General features: G+C 40.7%; 11 protein-coding genes and 3 pseudogenes. 10 read left to right on the top strand and 4 right to left on the bottom strand.

Annotation, left to right across the window (positions count from 1 at the left end):
• Positions 1 to 505 precede the first annotated feature (505 nt).
• Together EXE29_RS10445 and EXE29_RS10440 are read left to right on the top strand one after the other, a co-directional pair.
• Positions 506 to 1990: a sodium-dependent transporter gene (locus EXE29_RS10445; protein WP_106986768.1), complete on the top strand. Its 1485-nt coding sequence runs from the start codon at positions 506 to 508 to the stop codon at positions 1988 to 1990.
• 1 nt (position 1991) lies between these two features.
• Positions 1992 to 2102 (top strand): methionine/alanine import family NSS transporter small subunit, encoded by a 111-nt coding sequence (locus EXE29_RS10440; RefSeq protein ID WP_120364610.1) that lies wholly within the window; start codon positions 1992 to 1994, stop codon positions 2100 to 2102.
• Between the two features lie 64 nt (positions 2103 to 2166).
• On the opposite strand, the gene rsmB is transcribed toward EXE29_RS10440, so the two are convergent.
• Both rsmB and fmt read right to left on the bottom strand, forming a co-directional pair.
• Complete coding sequence (rsmB, locus tag EXE29_RS10435; RefSeq protein ID WP_120364609.1) at positions 2167 to 3474, bottom strand: 16S rRNA (cytosine(967)-C(5))-methyltransferase RsmB; 1308 nt, start codon at positions 3472 to 3474, stop codon at positions 2167 to 2169.
• Positions 3471 to 4433, bottom strand: coding sequence for a methionyl-tRNA formyltransferase (fmt, locus tag EXE29_RS10430; RefSeq protein ID WP_106986447.1), 963 nt, complete (start codon positions 4431 to 4433; stop codon positions 3471 to 3473). The genes rsmB and fmt overlap by 4 nt, the downstream gene beginning before the upstream one ends.
• 293 nt (positions 4434 to 4726) lie before the next feature.
• On the opposite strand from fmt, the pseudogene EXE29_RS10425 reads away from it, so the two are divergent.
• The 8 genes and pseudogenes from EXE29_RS10425 to EXE29_RS10390 all read left to right on the top strand — a co-directional run bounded on the left by EXE29_RS10425 (position 4727) and on the right by EXE29_RS10390 (position 14244).
• Positions 4727 to 5701 (top strand): annotated as a pseudogene (locus EXE29_RS10425) (IS110 family RNA-guided transposase).
• 78 nt (positions 5702 to 5779) lie between these two features.
• A protein-coding gene (locus EXE29_RS10420) for an IS5 family transposase (protein ID WP_120364608.1) occupies positions 5780 to 6600 on the top strand; the annotation gives its coding sequence in 2 pieces (ribosomal slippage) (positions 5780 to 6191 and positions 6191 to 6600; 822 coding nt in all).
• A gap of 16 nt (positions 6601 to 6616) precedes the next feature.
• A pseudogene (locus EXE29_RS10415) lies at positions 6617 to 7483 on the top strand (YadA-like family protein); the annotation flags it as partial.
• Positions 7484 to 7537: 54 nt separating this feature from the next.
• Positions 7538 to 8330, top strand: a pseudogene (tpgA, locus tag EXE29_RS10410) (trimeric autotransporter adhesin/peptidogylcan-associated protein TpgA).
• A gap of 356 nt (positions 8331 to 8686) precedes the next feature.
• Entirely contained in the window at positions 8687 to 10516 is a 1830-nt protein-coding gene (gene ilvD, locus EXE29_RS10405; RefSeq protein ID WP_106986450.1) for a dihydroxy-acid dehydratase, read from the top strand.
• Between the two features lie 310 nt (positions 10517 to 10826).
• Entirely contained in the window at positions 10827 to 12143 is a 1317-nt protein-coding gene (locus EXE29_RS10400; protein WP_120364606.1) for a hypothetical protein, read from the top strand.
• On the top strand, positions 12130 to 12417 hold the full coding sequence (locus tag EXE29_RS10395; protein WP_106986452.1) for a chorismate mutase: 288 nt from the start codon (positions 12130 to 12132) through the stop codon (positions 12415 to 12417). The genes EXE29_RS10400 and EXE29_RS10395 overlap by 14 nt, the downstream gene beginning before the upstream one ends.
• 147 nt (positions 12418 to 12564) lie before the next feature.
• Positions 12565 to 14244, top strand: coding sequence for a putative bifunctional diguanylate cyclase/phosphodiesterase (locus tag EXE29_RS10390; RefSeq protein WP_120364605.1), 1680 nt, complete (start codon positions 12565 to 12567; stop codon positions 14242 to 14244).
• A gap of 109 nt (positions 14245 to 14353) precedes the next feature.
• Here EXE29_RS10390 and EXE29_RS10385 read toward each other — a convergent pair whose 3' ends face one another.
• Together EXE29_RS10385 and ppc are read right to left on the bottom strand one after the other, a co-directional pair.
• Positions 14354 to 15658: a solute carrier family 23 protein gene (locus EXE29_RS10385; RefSeq protein ID WP_117007680.1), complete on the bottom strand. Its 1305-nt coding sequence runs from the start codon at positions 15656 to 15658 to the stop codon at positions 14354 to 14356.
• Between the two features lie 307 nt (positions 15659 to 15965).
• Positions 15966 to 18650, bottom strand: coding sequence for a phosphoenolpyruvate carboxylase (gene ppc / locus EXE29_RS10380; RefSeq protein ID WP_106985635.1), 2685 nt, complete (start codon positions 18648 to 18650; stop codon positions 15966 to 15968).
• Positions 18651 to 18679 lie beyond the last annotated feature (29 nt).

The raw sequence follows: 18679 nt of genomic DNA, 5'->3' as shown, positions 1-18679 counted from the left end.
TATTGAAATATATGCATAGATTGTTCATTTACAGGTTTGTAAGTTGATGAAAACTCAGTAAATGAATGTTTATAAATTGAAAATAAAGATAATGATTTAAAATCAAGTACAGTTTTAAGCTTGTTGACATGAATCATTCGGTAGACGTGTTATTTTTAAAGATTTAGTATTCTAAAAAGTTATAGTATTTATAAAATAAAATGTTTAAAAATTGAGCTGTTTTAGTGATCATTCAGTCGCAATATATTATAAAAGTAGAATGTTTTGTGTAGAAATTACAGAATTTTTTGAAAAAAGTGGGTATTGTTAAAGGCATATAAAGACGATTTATTTTCAAAATTTTAACCAAGTTTTTTCTATAAATTGGTCTGTTTGTCATTTAGACGAGCATGCTCAAAAGGTGTGTATCTGAATCAAACAACAAAAATTAGTTTTATGGTCTTTTGATGTTAACGATATAACCACAATAAGTTGCATGTAAAAGGGCCTAAGGTTTAGGTGTTGTATGTCGGATAATCGTGAGAACTGGTCTGCACGATCAGGGTTTATTATTGCAGCTATTGGTTCTGCAGTAGGTTTAGGTAATATTTGGCGTTTTCCATACGTAGCGTATGAAAATGGTGGCGGGGCATTTTTAGTTCCTTATTTAATTGCAATTTTTGCTGCAGGTTTACCATTATTATTCTTGGACTATGCGGTAGGCCATAAATTTCGTAAAGCGCCACCAACGGCTTATAAGAAACTTATGAACGCTGAGTCTCTAGGCTGGTGGCAAGTCATGGTGACATTGGTGATTGGTATTTATTATGCCAGTGTACTGTCATGGGCTGGCAGTTATATGTTCTATTCATTTGGGCAAAAATGGGGAGCTGATACGCAAGCCTTTTTCTTTTCGACATATTTACAAAATGGCGAAGGCTTAGCTTTAGGTTTTGTACCGACCTTATTCTTTGGTTTGGTTGCTGTTTGGGCTGTAGTGATGTTCATCCTATATGGCGGTGTGCGTCGTGGCGTTGAATTAGCAAATAAAATCTTTATGCCGTTATTAGTGATTTTATTTACCATTTTAGTGATTCAAGCTGTACGTTTGCCTGGTGCAACAGAGGGTTTAAATGCTTTCTTTACGCCAAATTGGGATGCAATGACCAATTATAAAGTTTGGTTAGCTGCCTTTGGTCATATTTTCTTTTCGTTGTCAGTGGGCTTCGGCATCATGCTGACCTATGCATCGTATTTAAAGAAGAAGACTAATTTAACTGGATCTGGTGTCGTTGTAGCTTTAGCGAATTCTTCATTTGAAATTTTAGCAGGTATTGGTGTATTTGCAGCGCTTGGCTTTATGGCACATAGTGCTGGGGCAAGTGTACAAGATGTTGTATCTGGCGGTATTGGTCTAGCATTTATTGCTTTCCCTAAAATTATTTCAAGTATGGGTGCTGGCGGCGATCTATTTGGTTTCTTGTTCTTTGCATCATTGGTTGTTGCTGGTATTACTTCCATGGTAAGTATTTTGGAAGTGCCGATTGCTTCTTTTCAAGATAAATTGGCTTGGTCGCGTAAGAAGTCTGTAACGATTATTGCTGGTGGTTCAGCAGTTGTATCTACGCTTATTTTCTCGACTCATAGCGCAATTACATTTGTAGATATCATTGATTACTTTGCCAATAACATTGGTATTGTTGGTGGTGGTTTATTGTCTATTATTTTGGTTTCTTGGTTCCGTCGTCCATTGTTGCAACAATTACAAGCACATGTGAATGAATACTCAAGTATTAAATTAGGTAAAGGTTGGAATTTCCTTGTTACCGTGATTACACCATTATCTTTATTAGTTGCACTTGTGTTGACTTTTAAGTCGATTATGCTTGAAGGCTATGGTGGTTATGCATCGCATATTTTATGGATTGTAGGTGGCGGTACGATGGCATTCTTAATTCTTGGTGCGATTGTATTGGCCTGTTTCAAAGATAAAGTAGTTGAGGAGAAATGATATGAATACATCTGCAATGATTATGATGATTATTTCTATGGTATTACTTTGGGGTGGGTTAGTTTTGGCGACTGTTCATCTTGTGAAACATCCAGATGAGGAAGATGATTAATTATCTTATTTAAAAAAAAGGGAATCCATAAGGATTCCCTTTTTTAATTTACTGATTCAAAAAATTACGATTTTTGGATCAAGCAATAATAGAAACCATCGCCTTTCGCTTGCTGTGGTAACAATTGACGACCGTGGATTTGTTCAATTCCCCAATCTGCATCAATTTTAATTTCTTGAGCATCTGCATGCGTTGCAAAAAAATCAACCATCTGCTGTTCATTTTCCGCTTTTAAAATTGAACAAGTGATGTAGAGCAAGTGGCCACCAGCTTTCACTTGTTGCCACATGTGTTGCAAAATTTCTTTTTGCAACGCAACGGTTTGAGCAATATCACTTGATTGGCGCAGTAAGCGAATATCTGGATGGCGGCGCATTACACCAATCGCCGAGCATGGTGCATCTAGAACGATACAATCGACAGCTTCAGGTACAATCCAGTTGGTCGCATCGGCTGTCAAAATTTCAACATCCGCGTGCTGTGTCAATTGAAGGCGTTCTAGATTTTCAGAAACGCGTAATAAGCGTTTTGAATCTTGATCAATGGCATATAACTTTTTCAGGTCAAAGCGTTCAAGTAAATGTGCTGTTTTACCACCTGGTGCTGCACATGCATCTACCACCACTTTGCCATCTAAGTTTGGCAAAATTTGTGCGCAGAGCTGAGCGTGCTCATCTTGTACAGAAAAACCGCCATCTTCAAAGCCAGGAAGGTTTGGAATTTGAACAGCTTGCTCGAGCACGATCCCAACATCTGAAAGTTCACATGCACGGGCAGCAATATTGTGTTCGGTTAAAATGTCTAAGAAGTCACCACGGCTCACTGCACTGTCGTTGACACGGAGTGTGAGTGGGGCAATTTGTTTTAAATCCCAACATAATTTTTCAAGGGTTTCTTCGCCCCAGTCTTTTTTCAAGCGTTTAAATAACCAACTTGGTAGACCATGCGCGTGAGCGAGTTCTTCTTGAAAATGCGTTGTTTCACGTGAAACACGGCGCAGCACCGCATTAACCAAACCACTGAGTGGGCCATAACCCAATTGCTTTACAGCTTCAACAGTTTCAGAAATTACCCCATGTGGTGCAAGTCGTGTGCAAAGCAGTTGGTAAATACCTACATATATGCAGGTTTCGACGGTTTCGTTGTTATCTGATTTTGTCAGTAACGGCAAAGTAATACTTTTTAAGCTATACCACTGGCGTAGTGAACCCAGTACTAATTCATGAAAAAGTGCACGATCACGATCCGCGACTTTTTGTAAATGAATTGGGAGCACGCTAGCAAGAGATTGACCTTGATGGACGGCCAATAAAGTACGAATCACTTGAGCGCGTAAATTAAGGTGGGAAGTTCCCGGTTGTGGCTGACTCATGGGAGAATTTGTCCTACCTGAAGTTTTTGAGTTTGGTTAATTTGAACGGGGTTGAGGGCTTTGCCACCCGGCCATTGAAGACTGGTCAGGCAAATCGCTTTTTCATCGCCGCAAGCAACGTGAACGCCTTGCTTGTCTATATTTAAAATGGTGCCAGCTGTTTTGCCTGAAGCATCTACATTTGACAGCATAGAGCCCCAAACACGCAGATTATTGCTTTCATCTAGCGCAATAAAAGCCACAGGCCATGGGTTAAAGGCACGAATGTTACGGTCAATTTGTACCGCTGTTTCAGACCAGTTAATTTGCGCTTCAGCTTTAGAAAGCTTGTGTGCATAGACTGTTAATGCTTCATCTTGCACTTCTCGTTCAGCCAAATAACGCTGCAGGCTTGCTTCGGAAGCCAAGACTTGAACAGTGGCTTCTGCACCTTGTTGCGCCAATTTGTCGTGCAAAGTAGCAGAAGTATCTGAAGCTTCAATCGGACAGATGGTTTTCAGCATCATATCACCCGTATCTAAACCAGCTGCCATTTTCATAATGGTTACACCAGTTTCGGCATCACCTGTGCTGATAGCACGCTGAATAGGTGCTGCACCGCGCCAGCGTGGAAGCAAAGAACCATGAATATTCAAGCAACCATATTTAGGCATGTCTAAAACAGCTTGAGGGAGAATCAAACCATAAGCTGCAACCACCATAACATCTGCGTTGTGAGCACGAAGTTCTGCTTGAGCTGCTAAGCCGTCTTCAGTAGAAGATTTAAAATGTAAAGGTTGATATACCGGAATGCTGTTCTCAAGTGCTAACTGTTTCACTGGAGATGCAGTGAGTTTTTGACCGCGACCAGCTTTACGGTCAGGTTGGGTGTAAACCGCAACAATTTCATGTTCTGTTTTTAATAATGCGTCCAAAGCTACGGCCGCAAATTCGGGCGTGCCTGCAAAGATGATTTTCAACGTGAACACGCTCAAAAAATGAAGTGAGCTCTATTATACCAAACTCGAAATTTATAGTTTTGATTAATAGACCTTGTATCTTGGAGCTTGTAGTGATTAGCTTCCACTATATGCAAATTGTAGAGTTTGTAATAGACCTAAGACTTTTAGTCTGTGAAAGAGATAAAACCTACAATTTGCCCTAACCACTTGCACAACTCTGGACGGTAACTAAGCACTTTGATGCAGTATTCACAAGAAAAGACGGTGGTTATGCTAAAACAATAATTGGATAAATAAAGCAGGTAAAGATTATGTTTTATCTTGGTATTGATGTTGCTAAAGCTAAAATTGATTGCTGTTTAATTTTAGAAAATTCTGCAAGTAAAAAGAAAACCAAAACTTTTTCAAATACGCCAAAAGGTTTTGAGCAACTTCAAACCTGGCTAAAGTAGCATGCTGCAACTTCTACGCAGACCATTATCTTAATGGAAGCCACATCTATTTATCATGAACTCTTGGCTAAATATTTATTTGATGCGGACTATCAAGTCTGTGTAACCAATCCTGCCAGAGCTCGATATTTTGCTCAGAGTATGTCTAAGCTAAATAAAACAGACAAGGTGGATAGTGAAGTTCTAGCTCGATTTGCGATGACTGCCGATCTACATTTTTGGCAACCTTTACCCCAACCTATTCAATTTCTGAATGCTTTGCTAGATAGAAGAGCTGTGCTTTGTGAAGATTTACAACGTGAAAAGAATCGTTTGGAAAAAGCAGAGTCTACCTTCACGATGGAACCTGTACTTTAGTCTATCCATAAGAGTATTAGGCAGTTAAACAAGCACATTCAGGGTATCGACCAGCAAATTGATGCTCATATCGATCAGAATCCTGATTTAAGAAATGATAAAGAACTGCTCAGCAGTATTCCAGCTATTGCAGATCGAACCAGTTTATTAATGCTTAGTTTCTTGCGCAGCCATACTTTTGAAAGCGCTAGTCAAGCGGCCGCCTTTGTTGGCTTGGTCCCCATTCAAAAGCAATCAGGTAGCTCCATTCATGGCAGAAGCCGTTTATCCAAAGCGGGCTCTTCCAAAATACGTGCCGGTTTATATATGGCAGCCATTGTCGCAACTCGGCATAATCCCCACATTAGAGGGATGAATGAAAGATTATTGGCCAATGGTAAAACCAAAATGATGGCGATTGGAGCTGCGATGAGGAAGTTGGTTCATCTTTGTTATGGTGTACTCAAACACCAACAACCTTATCAAGCGGATTATTGAGCATGAATTCTCAATAATTTGCTTGACGTTTCAGACGGTATCTCTTGCGAAAGTAAAAATCACATCCATATAAATTTCATGAGATATCAGAAATTAAATCGTTTTTCAGATTCTGAATTCAAACGCTTGGTTGGCGTGCCTCGACAAGTTTTTACTGAGATGGTAGACGTTCTAGAAAAAGCAGAATCACTCAAAAAGAAATCAGGTCAACCTCATACTTTAGATATAGAGGATCAATTGTTATTAACTCTCAATTACTTACGAAACTACAGCACTCAACTGGAATTAGCGGCAAATTACCATATTGCTGAAAGTAATGTGAATCGGACGATTAAAAAAGTTGAAAATGCATTGATGAAATCAAGACGTTTTACCCTGCCAAAACGAAGCATAACCACAGTAGAAGAACACTTTAACTGGGTCATTATTGATGCGACAGAATGTTCAATCGAACGCCCGAAAAAAAATCAGAGTAAGTTCTATAGTGGTAAAAAAAGAAACATACGCTAAAAGCTCAAGTGATCTATCATCCGAAGAGTAAACAAATCATAGGGCTAGATATATCGAATGGCAGTCAGCATGACATTACACTGGCAAGAAAAACGGTTAAGAAATTTAAACATTGTGAATATGTTATGACCGATTTAGGGTATTACGGATTAGAGCAACATGGCTTTAAATTATTGATGCCCATAAAGAAAAAGAAGAATTTCCCCTTATTTAGTGTTGAGAAAAATTACAATAAACTGATTGGAAAAATACGAGTTGTGATCGAACACATCAATAGTCAATTGAAAACATTTAGAATATTGAGTGAGCGCTATCGAAATAGACGGAAAAGATTCGGTTTACGCATTAACTTAATTGCTGCACTGGTAAACCGAATAAACTCGCAATAAGGACTTTCGCAAGAGGTCTAATATTAATGATGCAATTTCGAGCGTAAATACGGCAGCCACCAAAGCCAAAACCACAGTGACACAAGGTGCAAATATTGTCGTTACACCATCGACCAATACCGATGGTTCTACGAACTATCAAGTTGCAACGGCGAAGGATGTTAATTTTGATAATGTGAATGTCAGCAACAACGTGAGTGTCGGTGGAAATGTCAGCGCAAATGAGTTCAAAGCTGGCAACACCAGTGTGAATAACAACGGCATCACCATTGCTCATACTGACCCGAATAAAGTGGTGAGCGTGACAGATAGTGGCATTAGTGCAGGAGGCAATAAAGTCACCAATGTTGCACCGGGGGCCATTTCATCAACATCTACAGATGCGGTGAACGGTTCACAATTGAATGCAACGAATAATGCCTTCAATAGTTTCCTTGGTGGTGGCGCAACCTATAACGACAATACCAAAACCTATACGGCACCAACTTATGTGATTAACAATGGTTCGGGTAGTAATAGCTATAACAATGTTGGTGATGCGTTGGGTGCACTCAATCAGGCGGATAGCACCATCAATAACAGAATCGATGTGTTAGGCGACCGCTTAGAACAAAGTTTCCGTAATACCAATAACCGAATTGATGATGTAGAGAAAACAGCAAATGCAGGTATTGTAGCAGCTATGTCCTTAGAAAACGCACCTTATATTGCAGGTAAATATACTTATGCAGTGGGTGCGGCCTATCACGGTGGTGAAAATGCAATTGGTGTGACCTTACGTAAAACAGCGGACAATGGTCGCTGGTCATTAACAGGTGGTGTTGCAGCAGCCTCTCAAGGTGATCCAAGTGTTCGAATTGGTATCAGTGGTGTGATTGATTAATACACGGGATATCTACACTTTTCTTAGATTCAAACAATTAGAGAGAATATAACAATGAATAGAACACAGAAGATTGCGATGATGGGCCTGATCGTTGTGGGTATGGCATCATCAGTATGGGCAAATGAAAACCTAAATTTAAACCAAGCCTCTGAGGATGTGACTTTTCCAGAGCCAAAAGATAGTTACTTAAAACAAGTGCATCGTTATGAATATGCAGATGTACTGCGTTTGGATAATGGGCTGACTAAAGATCAAATTCGACGCTTACTGGGTAATCCACAGTTTAGTGAAGGGTTGTTTGCGGTACGCCAATGGAACTATGTTTTAGATATTCGAGTTCCAGAAACACAAAACTACCGCAGATGCCAATTACGAATTGATTTTGATCAACACTATTTGGCAGAACGTTATTCATGGCGAGGCTTGTCAGGGTTTAGCACAGTATGGCGCAAATAATGAAACGCCTCCTGTTGTACCAGCTCCAAGCCCACAAAAGCATGCAGCTCACTTTCTATTTGCATTTGACCGTAGTGATGCATCCTCGATTGAGCAGCAGTCTATTCAATTTAATGAATTGGTAGCTGCATTAAAAAACAGTAATCAGCCGATTCAAATTACAGGTTATACCGACCGAAAAGGCCATGCTGCTTATAATCAAAATTTATCTGCACGACGTGCACAAACTGTGGCGGCATTGCTCACCCAAAATGGAATTGCTGCTGATCGCATTCATGTATCAGCACAAGGCGCGACAGGAGAATACCAAAGCTGTGAAGGGCAATTAAAACGCTCAAGTGAAATCCAATGTTTAGCGCCCAATCGGCGAGTTACCGTAAATTGGTAAGCTTTTAAATTTTAACCATATAAAAAAAGCATTCTGAGGAGTGCTTTTTTTATGGCATTGGATCAGTATTTATATAAATAAAACTCATGCAAATTGTAAAAATTATTCATGAAAGTTTTGTATTTAATCATTGATGATAGCGTTATAGTAGTTTTTAGATAGAAATTTATTGTGCTTGCATTGAAGCGATTATAGACATATCTAAGCGGTCACACGCATTTTCTGCTACTTTGCATAACAGTAGCTTATTTTATGATATGTTTAAAATTAAACTGTTTTCATGCTCACAATCATAAAGATTTTGCCAGAGTAAATGCGATCATTTACTCCAGCACAAACATAGTTGGAATAACACCATGCCTGATTATCGTTCAAAAACATCGACACACGGAAGAAACATGGCGGGTGCGCGTGGCTTATGGCGCGCAACTGGTATGAAAGACGAAGACTTCGGCAAGCCAATTATTGCGGTCGTTAACTCATTCACGCAATTCGTACCAGGCCACGTTCATCTCAAAGACTTAGGTCAACTTGTGGCGCGCCAAATTGAACAAGCAGGTGGTGTAGCCAAAGAATTCAACACTATCGCAGTCGATGATGGTATTGCAATGGGCCATGACGGCATGTTGTATTCATTGCCTTCACGTGACTTGATTGCAGACTCAGTTGAATACATGGTGAATGCACACTGTGCAGACGCAATGGTATGTATCTCTAACTGTGACAAAATCACCCCAGGGATGCTAATGGCATCAATGCGTTTGAACATTCCAGTGGTGTTTGTATCAGGCGGTCCAATGGAAGCGGGTAAAGTTAAAATCCGTGGCAATGAACATGCAATTGACCTTGTTGATGCCATGATCGTAGCGGCTGATGACAACTTTACTGACGAAGAAGTAAAAGAATATGAACGCTCTGCATGTCCAACATGCGGTTCATGTTCAGGTATGTTCACGGCAAACTCAATGAACTGCTTAACAGAAGCATTAGGTTTATCTTTGCCGGGCAATGGTTCAACACTTGCAACACATGCCAACCGTAAAAAATTATTCGAAAAAGCAGGTCAGTTAATCGTAGAGATTACTAAACGTCACTACGAACAAAATGATTACAGCGTGTTACCGCGTAATATTGCTCCTAAAGCAGCCTATGAAAATGCCATGACTTTAGACATCGCAATGGGCGGTTCAACCAATACGGTATTGCATCTTTTAGCTGCTGCACACGAAGCAGAAGTAGACTTTACGATGGACGATATTGACCGTTTATCACGTAAAGTACCTGTGCTATGTAAAGTTGCACCAGCGAAACAAGACGTTCACATGGAAGATGTACACCGTGCAGGTGGCATCATGTCAATCTTGGGTGAATTAGACCGTGCAGGCTTATTAGATACTTCTGTGAGTACTGTACATGAGCCAACCTTAAAAGACGCTTTGGATAAGTGGGACATTATCCGCACTGAAGATGAAGATGTTTATAATTTCTTCAAATCTGCGCCAGGCGGTGTACCAACACAAACTGCCTTCTCACAAGACCGTTACTACTCACGTTTAGACGGCGATCGTGAAAAGGGCGTCATCCGCAATGCAGAACATGCTTTCTCTAAAGACGGCGGTTTGGCAGTGCTTTACGGTAACATTGCGCTTGATGGCTGTATCGTAAAAACTGCGGGTGTAGATGAATCGATCTTAAAATTCAACGGCACAGCACGCGTATTTGAAAGCCAAGATGATGCAGTAGAAGCGATCCTAGGTGGTAAAATCGTTGCAGGTGATGTGGTTCTTATCCGCTACGAAGGCCCGCAAGGCGGTCCAGGTATGCAAGAAATGCTTTACCCAACCAGCTATTTAAAATCGAAAGGCTTAGGTAAAGACTGCGCACTGGTAACAGATGGTCGTTTCTCAGGCGGTTCTTCAGGTCTTTCAATTGGCCACGTTTCTCCTGAAGCAGCTGAAGGCGGTGCAATTGCCTTGGTTGAAGATGGTGACCGTATCGAAATTGATATTCCAAACCGTACCATTCACTTGGCAGTAGACGATGCAACAATGGCGCATCGCCGTACGCAACAAGAAGCGAAAGGTTGGAAGCCTGCGAAAGAGCGTCCACGTAAAATTTCGAAAGCACTCAAAGCTTATGCAATGCATGCTACAAGTGCTGCCAAAGGTGCAGTAAGAGAGATCTAATCTTTCAATAAACCCATAAAAAAGCACGCGAAATAAGCGTGCTTTTTTATGTCTAAGTTTAGGCTGTAGTAGATGTGGCAGGCAATTTTACAAGTAGGTATCTGAAGCTTGAACTGATAAACTAGTGGGCAAATGATCAACGGCTAATTTGATTGATGTTGCCCGCCACCCGCGAAACATTGAACATTGTGACTTGAGTTGCTATAAATTTGGCTGAGGGTTATAAACTAATTTCATATTCCCACATCGGGAGATAAAACTGTGCGATATCATCATGATCGCATGGCTTTGTTTATTGAGGCTTAAATTCATGTCACTGTTACGCCGTTGGTTTGATCCAATCCGATCGGGATGGTTTTACAATAAACCGTCACGTCAAGCGGTGTTGTCCACAGAGCAAGGTTTAAGCGTCTATTTGCGTTTAGATGATGTCTATAGTTATTTGACGGCGCAGCAATTGCCTCAGTTAGAAGACATTTTGAGTGATGAACTAAAACCGCTTAAGGTGATTATTTCTAATCGTTCAGCAGAAGCACCCAATCACATGTCAGAAGCTGAGTGGCATAATTATTGTTTAAATGATGCGCAAATTTTATCGAAGCAACATCGCTTTAGTTTTCACGAAACGCCAGAACAACCCAAACCAGAAGCCTTATTACAGGCCGAAACAATCTTAAAAAATACCCCCTTACGTGGGCAAGATTTTCTCTATTTATTAGAAGATGTGTTTCACATGCTGTGGCAAAAGCAAGATGGCAAATTACGTACTTTATATGCCATGGCCAGCAAACATCATCGTGCACAACATTTTGAAGAACGTATTTTTAACGACACGCCAGTATTGGCCAGTTATTTTGAATTTGGGGAGCGTAAATATCATGCAGTTGATGATTTATTGCGCTTAACCCGCCGTTTGCGTCAGCAAAAACTCCTGACGGATAATCCTATTTTTTTAATTAACCACATCGAATGGCGCGAACATCTGATTAGTGATGCTGAAGAGCTCAATGAAATTCAAGCACTCGACCCAGAGCTAGATTTATATGTGGCCTTAGAAGATCCGATTTCGTGGCTACTTTTGGCTTATATCAAAGAAGAGCTGGCAGACTATTATAATATTCGCCTGAATATTTATCCGCTGAGTTATCACGGCCGCGATTTATTTGATTGGGGCTTGGCAACACGTTTGTCTAAACGAACGGGAGTCAGTTTTACGCCGTTCTGTCGTCCAGACCAGCAGGCAACAGTGCAGATGGCCAATTTGTACTACAGTGTGCCTGAAGAGCAACGCATTGATGCCATGTACAAAATCTTGCATGCAGTATGGTGCAAGGGCAAAGACCTATCATTTAAGCCCCATTTTCAACAGTTACAACAAGAATTAGAACTGACCACGTTTAGCACTGAAGATGTAGTGGGTAAATTAGCTGAAAATGACATGCATTGTGAAATGAAATCACAGCCAGACTTTCCAGTACTTGAGCTCAGAATTGATGGGCAAAGTTATGTATTTAATAGCTTATATCGCGTATGGATGATTGAAAGTATTTTCAGTAATGTGTTAGAAGAGAAGTATAAAAGTGAAAACATTGCTGAGAATGAGTTAAGGAAGAATGAAGAAAGATAAGGTTGAAAATTTGGAACAGGCGCGTGCTCAAATCGATGTGATTGACCATGCTTTAATTGAGCTTATTTCAGCCCGTCAGTTTTATGTCGATCAAGCTGTTCGATTTAAACGTACAACGCACGATGTACAATCTCCAGAGCGTGTGGAAGATGTGATTAAGAAAGTTCGTGGTGCGGCACAAGATCAAGGTGTAGATCCAAATTTAATTGAGCATATTTATCGCGAAATGATTCATCATTTTATTCAACGCGAGTTAAAGGAGCTACGTCCATAATTGGCAGGTCATATTGCAGTGAAAAATCAAATTTTTACTGCAATATGGGATAGTTTGCAGATAAGCTTAATATTTCATTTAACATTCACATTAAAAATGAAATAATGCATGCCTTATGTCCATGACTAAAGTCACTTTTTATTGCCTATGGATTCCCAATTTCAATATAGCAAGATCGTTAATGAGCTTGAAAACTATCAAGTTGCTATTGATGCACATTCAATTGTTGCGATTACAGATACTCAAGGCGTAATTACCCATGTGAATCAGAAATTCTGTGATATTTCTAAATATTCACGTGAGGAATTGCTGGGTTCTACGCATAAAATTATTAATTCAGGTTGCCATCCACGTAGTTTCTTTAAGCAAATGTGGGGCACCATTGCTCAAGGCAAAATCTGGAATGGTGAAATTTGTAATCGAAATAAGCAGGGTGAACTGTATTGGGTGGACACCACGATCGTTCCTCTTAAAGATCGGCACGGCATGTTGCAACAGTACATTGCAATTCGAACGGATATTACGCAGCTCAAACAGTCCGAAGATCATGCCCGCTACATGGCCTTGCATGACGAGTTAACCAGTCTGCCTAATCGGCGCTATATGCAAGATTATATGAAGCAAGTAATTGCTTCTAATCGTAGCAATGGCATGTATAGCGCGATGATCATGCTGGATTTGGATAATTTTAAAAATATTAATGACACATTAGGGCACAGTGTAGGGGATAGCCTACTGAAAATGGTGGCTACCCGTCTTTTACTTAACACCCCACAGCCTAATTCGATTATTCGCTTAGGTGGCGATGAGTTTTTGGTGATCGTGTCGAATTTATCCATGCAATATGAAGAAGCGCATGACGCGGTATTGCAGGTGGCGAATAAGCTCAAAACAGAATTAAATAAACCCTATTTTTTAAATGAGCAAAGTGTTCATACCACGTCCAGTAGTGGCGTATTTATTTTTAAAGACTTTAATTTATCTGAAAATGCCTTTTTAAAATATGCCGATATGGCGCTGTATCATGCCAAAGGCAATGGTAAAAATTGTATTGCGGTTTTTGATCCTTTAATTGAAGAAAGCATTGTATTGAAAGCAAAATTAATTAATGACTTAAGTCGTGCATTACAACATGACGAGTTTGAACTGTACTATCAACGAATCGTCAATGATTCCCAGCAGATTATTGGTTATGAAGCTTTAATTCGTTGGCAACATCCTGAAAAAGGCTTGGTTTTACCTGGACATTTTATGGCTGAGATTGAAAAATCCAGCATGATTCATGAAGTAGGTCAAAAAGTTCTCAACATGGCATGTCAGCAGTTACAAGCATGGCGTGATATCCCCGAATGTGCGCATTGGACAATTTCAGTCAATATTAGTGTCGGGCAATTTAGAGCAATTAATTTTGATCAAGAGGTCATTCAGTTGGTTCATGCATACGGTATTTGTCCAAGCCGTTTACGCTTGGAACTGACCGAAAGTATGTTTTATACCGACATGGACAGTTCAATCGCTAAAATGCATCGCCTCATTGAAGCGGGTTTTAACTTTTCTATGGATGACTTTGGGACAGGGTATTCATCTTTAAATTATTTAAGAATGTTGCCTCTACGCCAATTGAAAATTGACCGCGCTTTTGTTGAACATATTAGTGAAAACCCGCGTGATTTAGCGATTGTAAAAACTATTATTGCTTTGGCGGCAGCATTAGAGTTAAACGTTGTTGCAGAGGGTGTGGAAACTTTAGAACAGTTCCAATTACTCAAAGACAATGGCTGTACGGCATTCCAAGGTTATTACTTTGGTCGTCCTGAAGCATTATAAGGTCGCTTTAAGTTGGACCTTTAGAGGTTTTACTCATATCGAATAAGCCAAATATGCACTCTATAGGCATAAAAAAAGCAGCCATTTGGCTGCTTAAAATATTGTTCAATTATTTAGATTTGTCTGCAAGGCTAAAGAACCAGTTGAGAATAAGGGCTGCGAAAGTTGCAGTACCAATACCACCTAGGTTAAAGCTACCAAATTGTAGTGCAAAGTCACCCGTACCTAAAATAATCGTAACCGCAGCTACCATGAGGTTTTTGTTTTGTGAAAAATCGACTTTGTTTTCAATCCAAATTTTGGCACCAGCAATGGTAATTAAACCAAACACCACAATAGATGCACCAGTTAAAATCGCACTCGGAATGGTATGAATGATTGCACCAAATTTTGGTGACAGGCCTAAGAAGATTGCGAAAATACCCGCGACAACAAAAATAATCGTTGAATAAACGCGTGTAACCGCCATGACGCCAATATTTTCACCATAAGTGGTCATCCCAGGGCCACCCACACTACCCGATAAAGTCGTTGCAACACCATCAGCGACAAAAGCTTTACCAATATGTGGATCGAGGTTTTCGCCTGTCATTGCGCCAACTGCTTTAATATGACCTAAGTTTTCAGCCACTAAAATCAATGCAATCGGTGCAATAATTAGCATGGCATTGACATTAAATTCTGGTGAATGGAACTGTGGAATACCAAACCAAGCCGCTTGTTGGATTGGCGTAAAGTTGATTGGTGTGCCATATCCCATTACATTCGATACGATAAAGTAGATGAAATATGCTGAAAGCAAGCCCACCAATAGTAATAAGCGTTGTAAAAGGCCTTTGGTGAATACGGCAATAGAACCCATACAAAGCACAGTAACCAATGACATCCACATATTAAAGTTATTACCCATTACGCCTTTAACAGTGACTGGTGCAAGGTTAAGACCAATAATCATTACTACAGCACCTGTTACTACAGGTGGCATAAGTTTTTCAATCCAGCGTGTACCCGTAGCCATCACGATAAAACCAAAAATCGTGTAGAGCACACCGCAGGCAATAATCCCGCCAGCAGCCATGGCAATATTGGCATTTGGAGCACCAGTACCAGAGGCTGCATAGCCTGTGGCAGCAATAACCACCCCAATAAAGGCAAAACTTGAACCTAAATAGCTAGGTACACGACCACCCGTCATAAAGAAGAAGAGTACGGTACATAGACCTGACATCAAAATTGCGAGGTTTGGATCAAAACCCATTAAGAAGGGTGCAAGTACCGTTGCCCCAAACATTGCAAAGGCATGTTGTATGCCCAAAACTACACTTTGTGCAGGGGGCAAATATTCATTAGTGCCTACAGGACGTGCATCAATACTGTCTTTATACGGACGCCATTTGGGAAACCAACTGGACATAAAATGAGCACTCAAAAGATAAATTGTGCACATCATACGCTTCTTTTTTGGAAGATTTAATCATTGAGTAAAAAAAACGTTAAAACTAATGTACTGACTTTTCGATTGTTTTACCGCATGGTAAAAGTTTTGGTATTTAAAAATAAAGTGAAATCAGTTATTAATCGCCAATTGTATCGAGCTGTTTAGTTATAAATAAATCTTATTCTTGATATAAATAAATTGTGGATGTTTCTTGCAATCGCTTATAAATAAAGCACATCATGGCGATGTGCTTTATTTATGCTAAAAAAATACAGTGTTTAACTTAGCCTGTATTGCGTAGCCCAGCAGCAATACCTGCAATGCTGACCATCAGTGCATGATCGACAGGGGTATTTTCTGCCTGACAATTGGCCAAGTAAGCACGGCGTCGTTTCATTAATTCAGCTTGGAGCAGATGCAATGGTAATAAATATGGCTTACGCACTTTCATGGATTGATCTAAAACATCATTGCTACTGAGCAGTTTAGATTCACCTTTGAGCGCTAAAAGTGTTTGCACCGCATCACGTAAACGTTGACGTAGCTCTTCACCTAAAACTTTCAAATCTTCATCTTGAGTCAGATGCGCTTCATAATATAAAGCCACATGACTGTCTGCTTTGGAGAGCACCATTTCCAACATATCAATTAAGGTTTGGAAATAAGGCCACTGATGTAGCATGTCCTCAAGCATGGCTTTTTGGCCTTGGTCGAGCACTTGGTTAATGGCTGCACCTGTACCTAACCATGCAGGGAGCATCAAACGGATTTGTGTCCATGCAAATACCCATGGAATCGCGCGTAAAGATTCGATCCCGCCACTGACTTTACGTTTGGCTGGGCGTGAACCCAACGGTAGCATTTGTAGTTCGAGTTCAGGGGTAACCGTACGTAAGTATTTCACGAAGTGTGGGTTTTCACGCACTGTTTGGCGGTAGACCTGTACAGAGAGGTCCGTCATGCTGTGCATGAGCTCGCGCCATTCTGGTTTCGGCACTGGTGGTGGAAGCAATGTAGCTTCGAGCGTAGCCGCGGTATAGATCTCAAGATTTTGGAGCGCAATGCCTTCTAAACCAAATTTGAAGCGGATCATTTCGCCTTGTTCGGTTACACGAATAGCCCCAGAGATGGAACCTGGCGGTTGAGAGAACAAAGCTTGTTGAGTTGGTGCACCACCGCGACTAATTGAACCGCCACGACCATGGAATAAGGTCAACTGCACTGCATGATTTTTAGCAATTTCAGTCAGTTCTTCTTGCGCACGGTACTGTGCCCAATTGGCAGACATAAAGCCAGCATCTTTGGCTGAGTCCGAATAGCCGATCATCACTTCATGTTTACCCTGAATATGCTGTTTATACCAATGCATATTAAATAGGGTGTTCATGGTTTTAGATGCGCCATCTAAATCTTTGAGGGTTTCAAATAAAGGAACGACACGTAAGGGATGTAAAATGCCCGCTTCTTTTTGCAGTAATAATACTGCCAATACATCACTTGGGTATTCGGCCATGGAAATAATATAAGCTCCCAAACTTTCACTTGGCTGTGAGGCCAATGTGCGCATGGTCGCAAACACTTCTTGCACATCTGGATGGCAAATCAGACTACCTTCAGGCTCACTCAGATGTTTAGGTAATAATGGACGTTTGCTTTGAAGTTCTTGGAGCAAGAAATTTTGTCGTGCTTGTTCTGTCCATGTTTCAAAATTACCTAAGCCCAAGTATTCGGTAATGGCAGAAATCGCTTGGCGATGGCGCCCAGATTCCTGACGAATATCCAGCTTTAATAATTCAATACCAAAGCAATTTACGCGATGAATGAAGTCCAACAGTTTACCGTTGGCAATTTCAGGCAAATCGCATGCGATGAGCGAACGATAGCAGAGTAAAAGCGGCTGAAGCAGTTCATCCTTACTTTTAATCACTTGGCTGTCGTCGGCATCATGGCCACGTAGTTTTTCTGTCAGCCAAAAACGTGTGGCTTTCAGGCGTTGGCGTGTGTCACGTAAATATTCGCGGTAGGGTTCAGCGTGTTCTTTGCCTAAGGCTGTTCGTAGTTCATCGCTACATTGTTCAATCGACAGTTCCCAACGCAGGGCTTCAATATCACGCACATATAAATCAGCAGCTTTCCAACGAGATAACCACAGCACCTCTTGAGTGATGTCATGGGTGACATTGGGGTTGCCGTCACGGTCACCGCCCATCCAAGAGGCAAAGCGAACTGGCGCGATGGTGAGAGGTAAAGATTGACCACAATGTTCTGCCACCATGCCGTCCAATTCACGCATAAACTTCGGCACAGCATTCCATAAGGTTTGCTCAATAGTGGTAAAGCCCCATTTGGCTTCATCTACTGGAGTCGGGCGGTGCTGACGAATTTCATCAGTTTGCCAAGCAGAGCAAATCAATTGTTTTAAATCATCTAAAACTGCGCTGCGTTCACGTGGCGTGAGTTTTTGCTGATCCATTTTAAATAAACAGTCATTGATGCCGTCATATTTTTGAATCAAGGTGCGACGGCTGACTTCTGTTGGATGCGCAGTTAAGACCAATTCAATTTTGAGTTCGCAAATTTGTTGATACAGCGTTTCTGAACTGATGTCGCGATCTTTAAATTTTTGAAATAAGTGATCTAAAGGATTTGGTGATGGAGCGTGCTCATCAAATTCGCTTTGGCGACGGCTACGCACCACATTATATTGTTCTGCAATATTGGCAAAATTTAGAAAGTGGGTAAAAGCGCGGGTAAGCGGCAGAATTTCATGGTCTTCTAGGCTTAAAAATAATTTTTCGAGTTCTTTTTCTGCTTCGGCTTGACCATCACGTGCACCCTTGGCCAAGGCACGAATTTGTTCAATTTGATTAAACAAATCTTGTCCAGCCTGCTGTTTCAGGGTTTCACCCAATAAATTTCCCAGCAGGCGTACATCTTCTCTTAGTGGAGCATCAATTTGTTGAATCATTCTACATTCTCCGTATGTCCTTGATTTTG

Origin of the sequence: Acinetobacter sp. WCHAc060006 (genome assembly GCF_004209135.1) — a bacterium.
GTDB classification, from domain to species: Bacteria; Pseudomonadota; Gammaproteobacteria; order Pseudomonadales; family Moraxellaceae; genus Acinetobacter; species Acinetobacter cumulans.
Note: the sequence above shows the minus strand (reverse complement) of the source record. Positions and strands in the feature narration are given on the sequence as shown.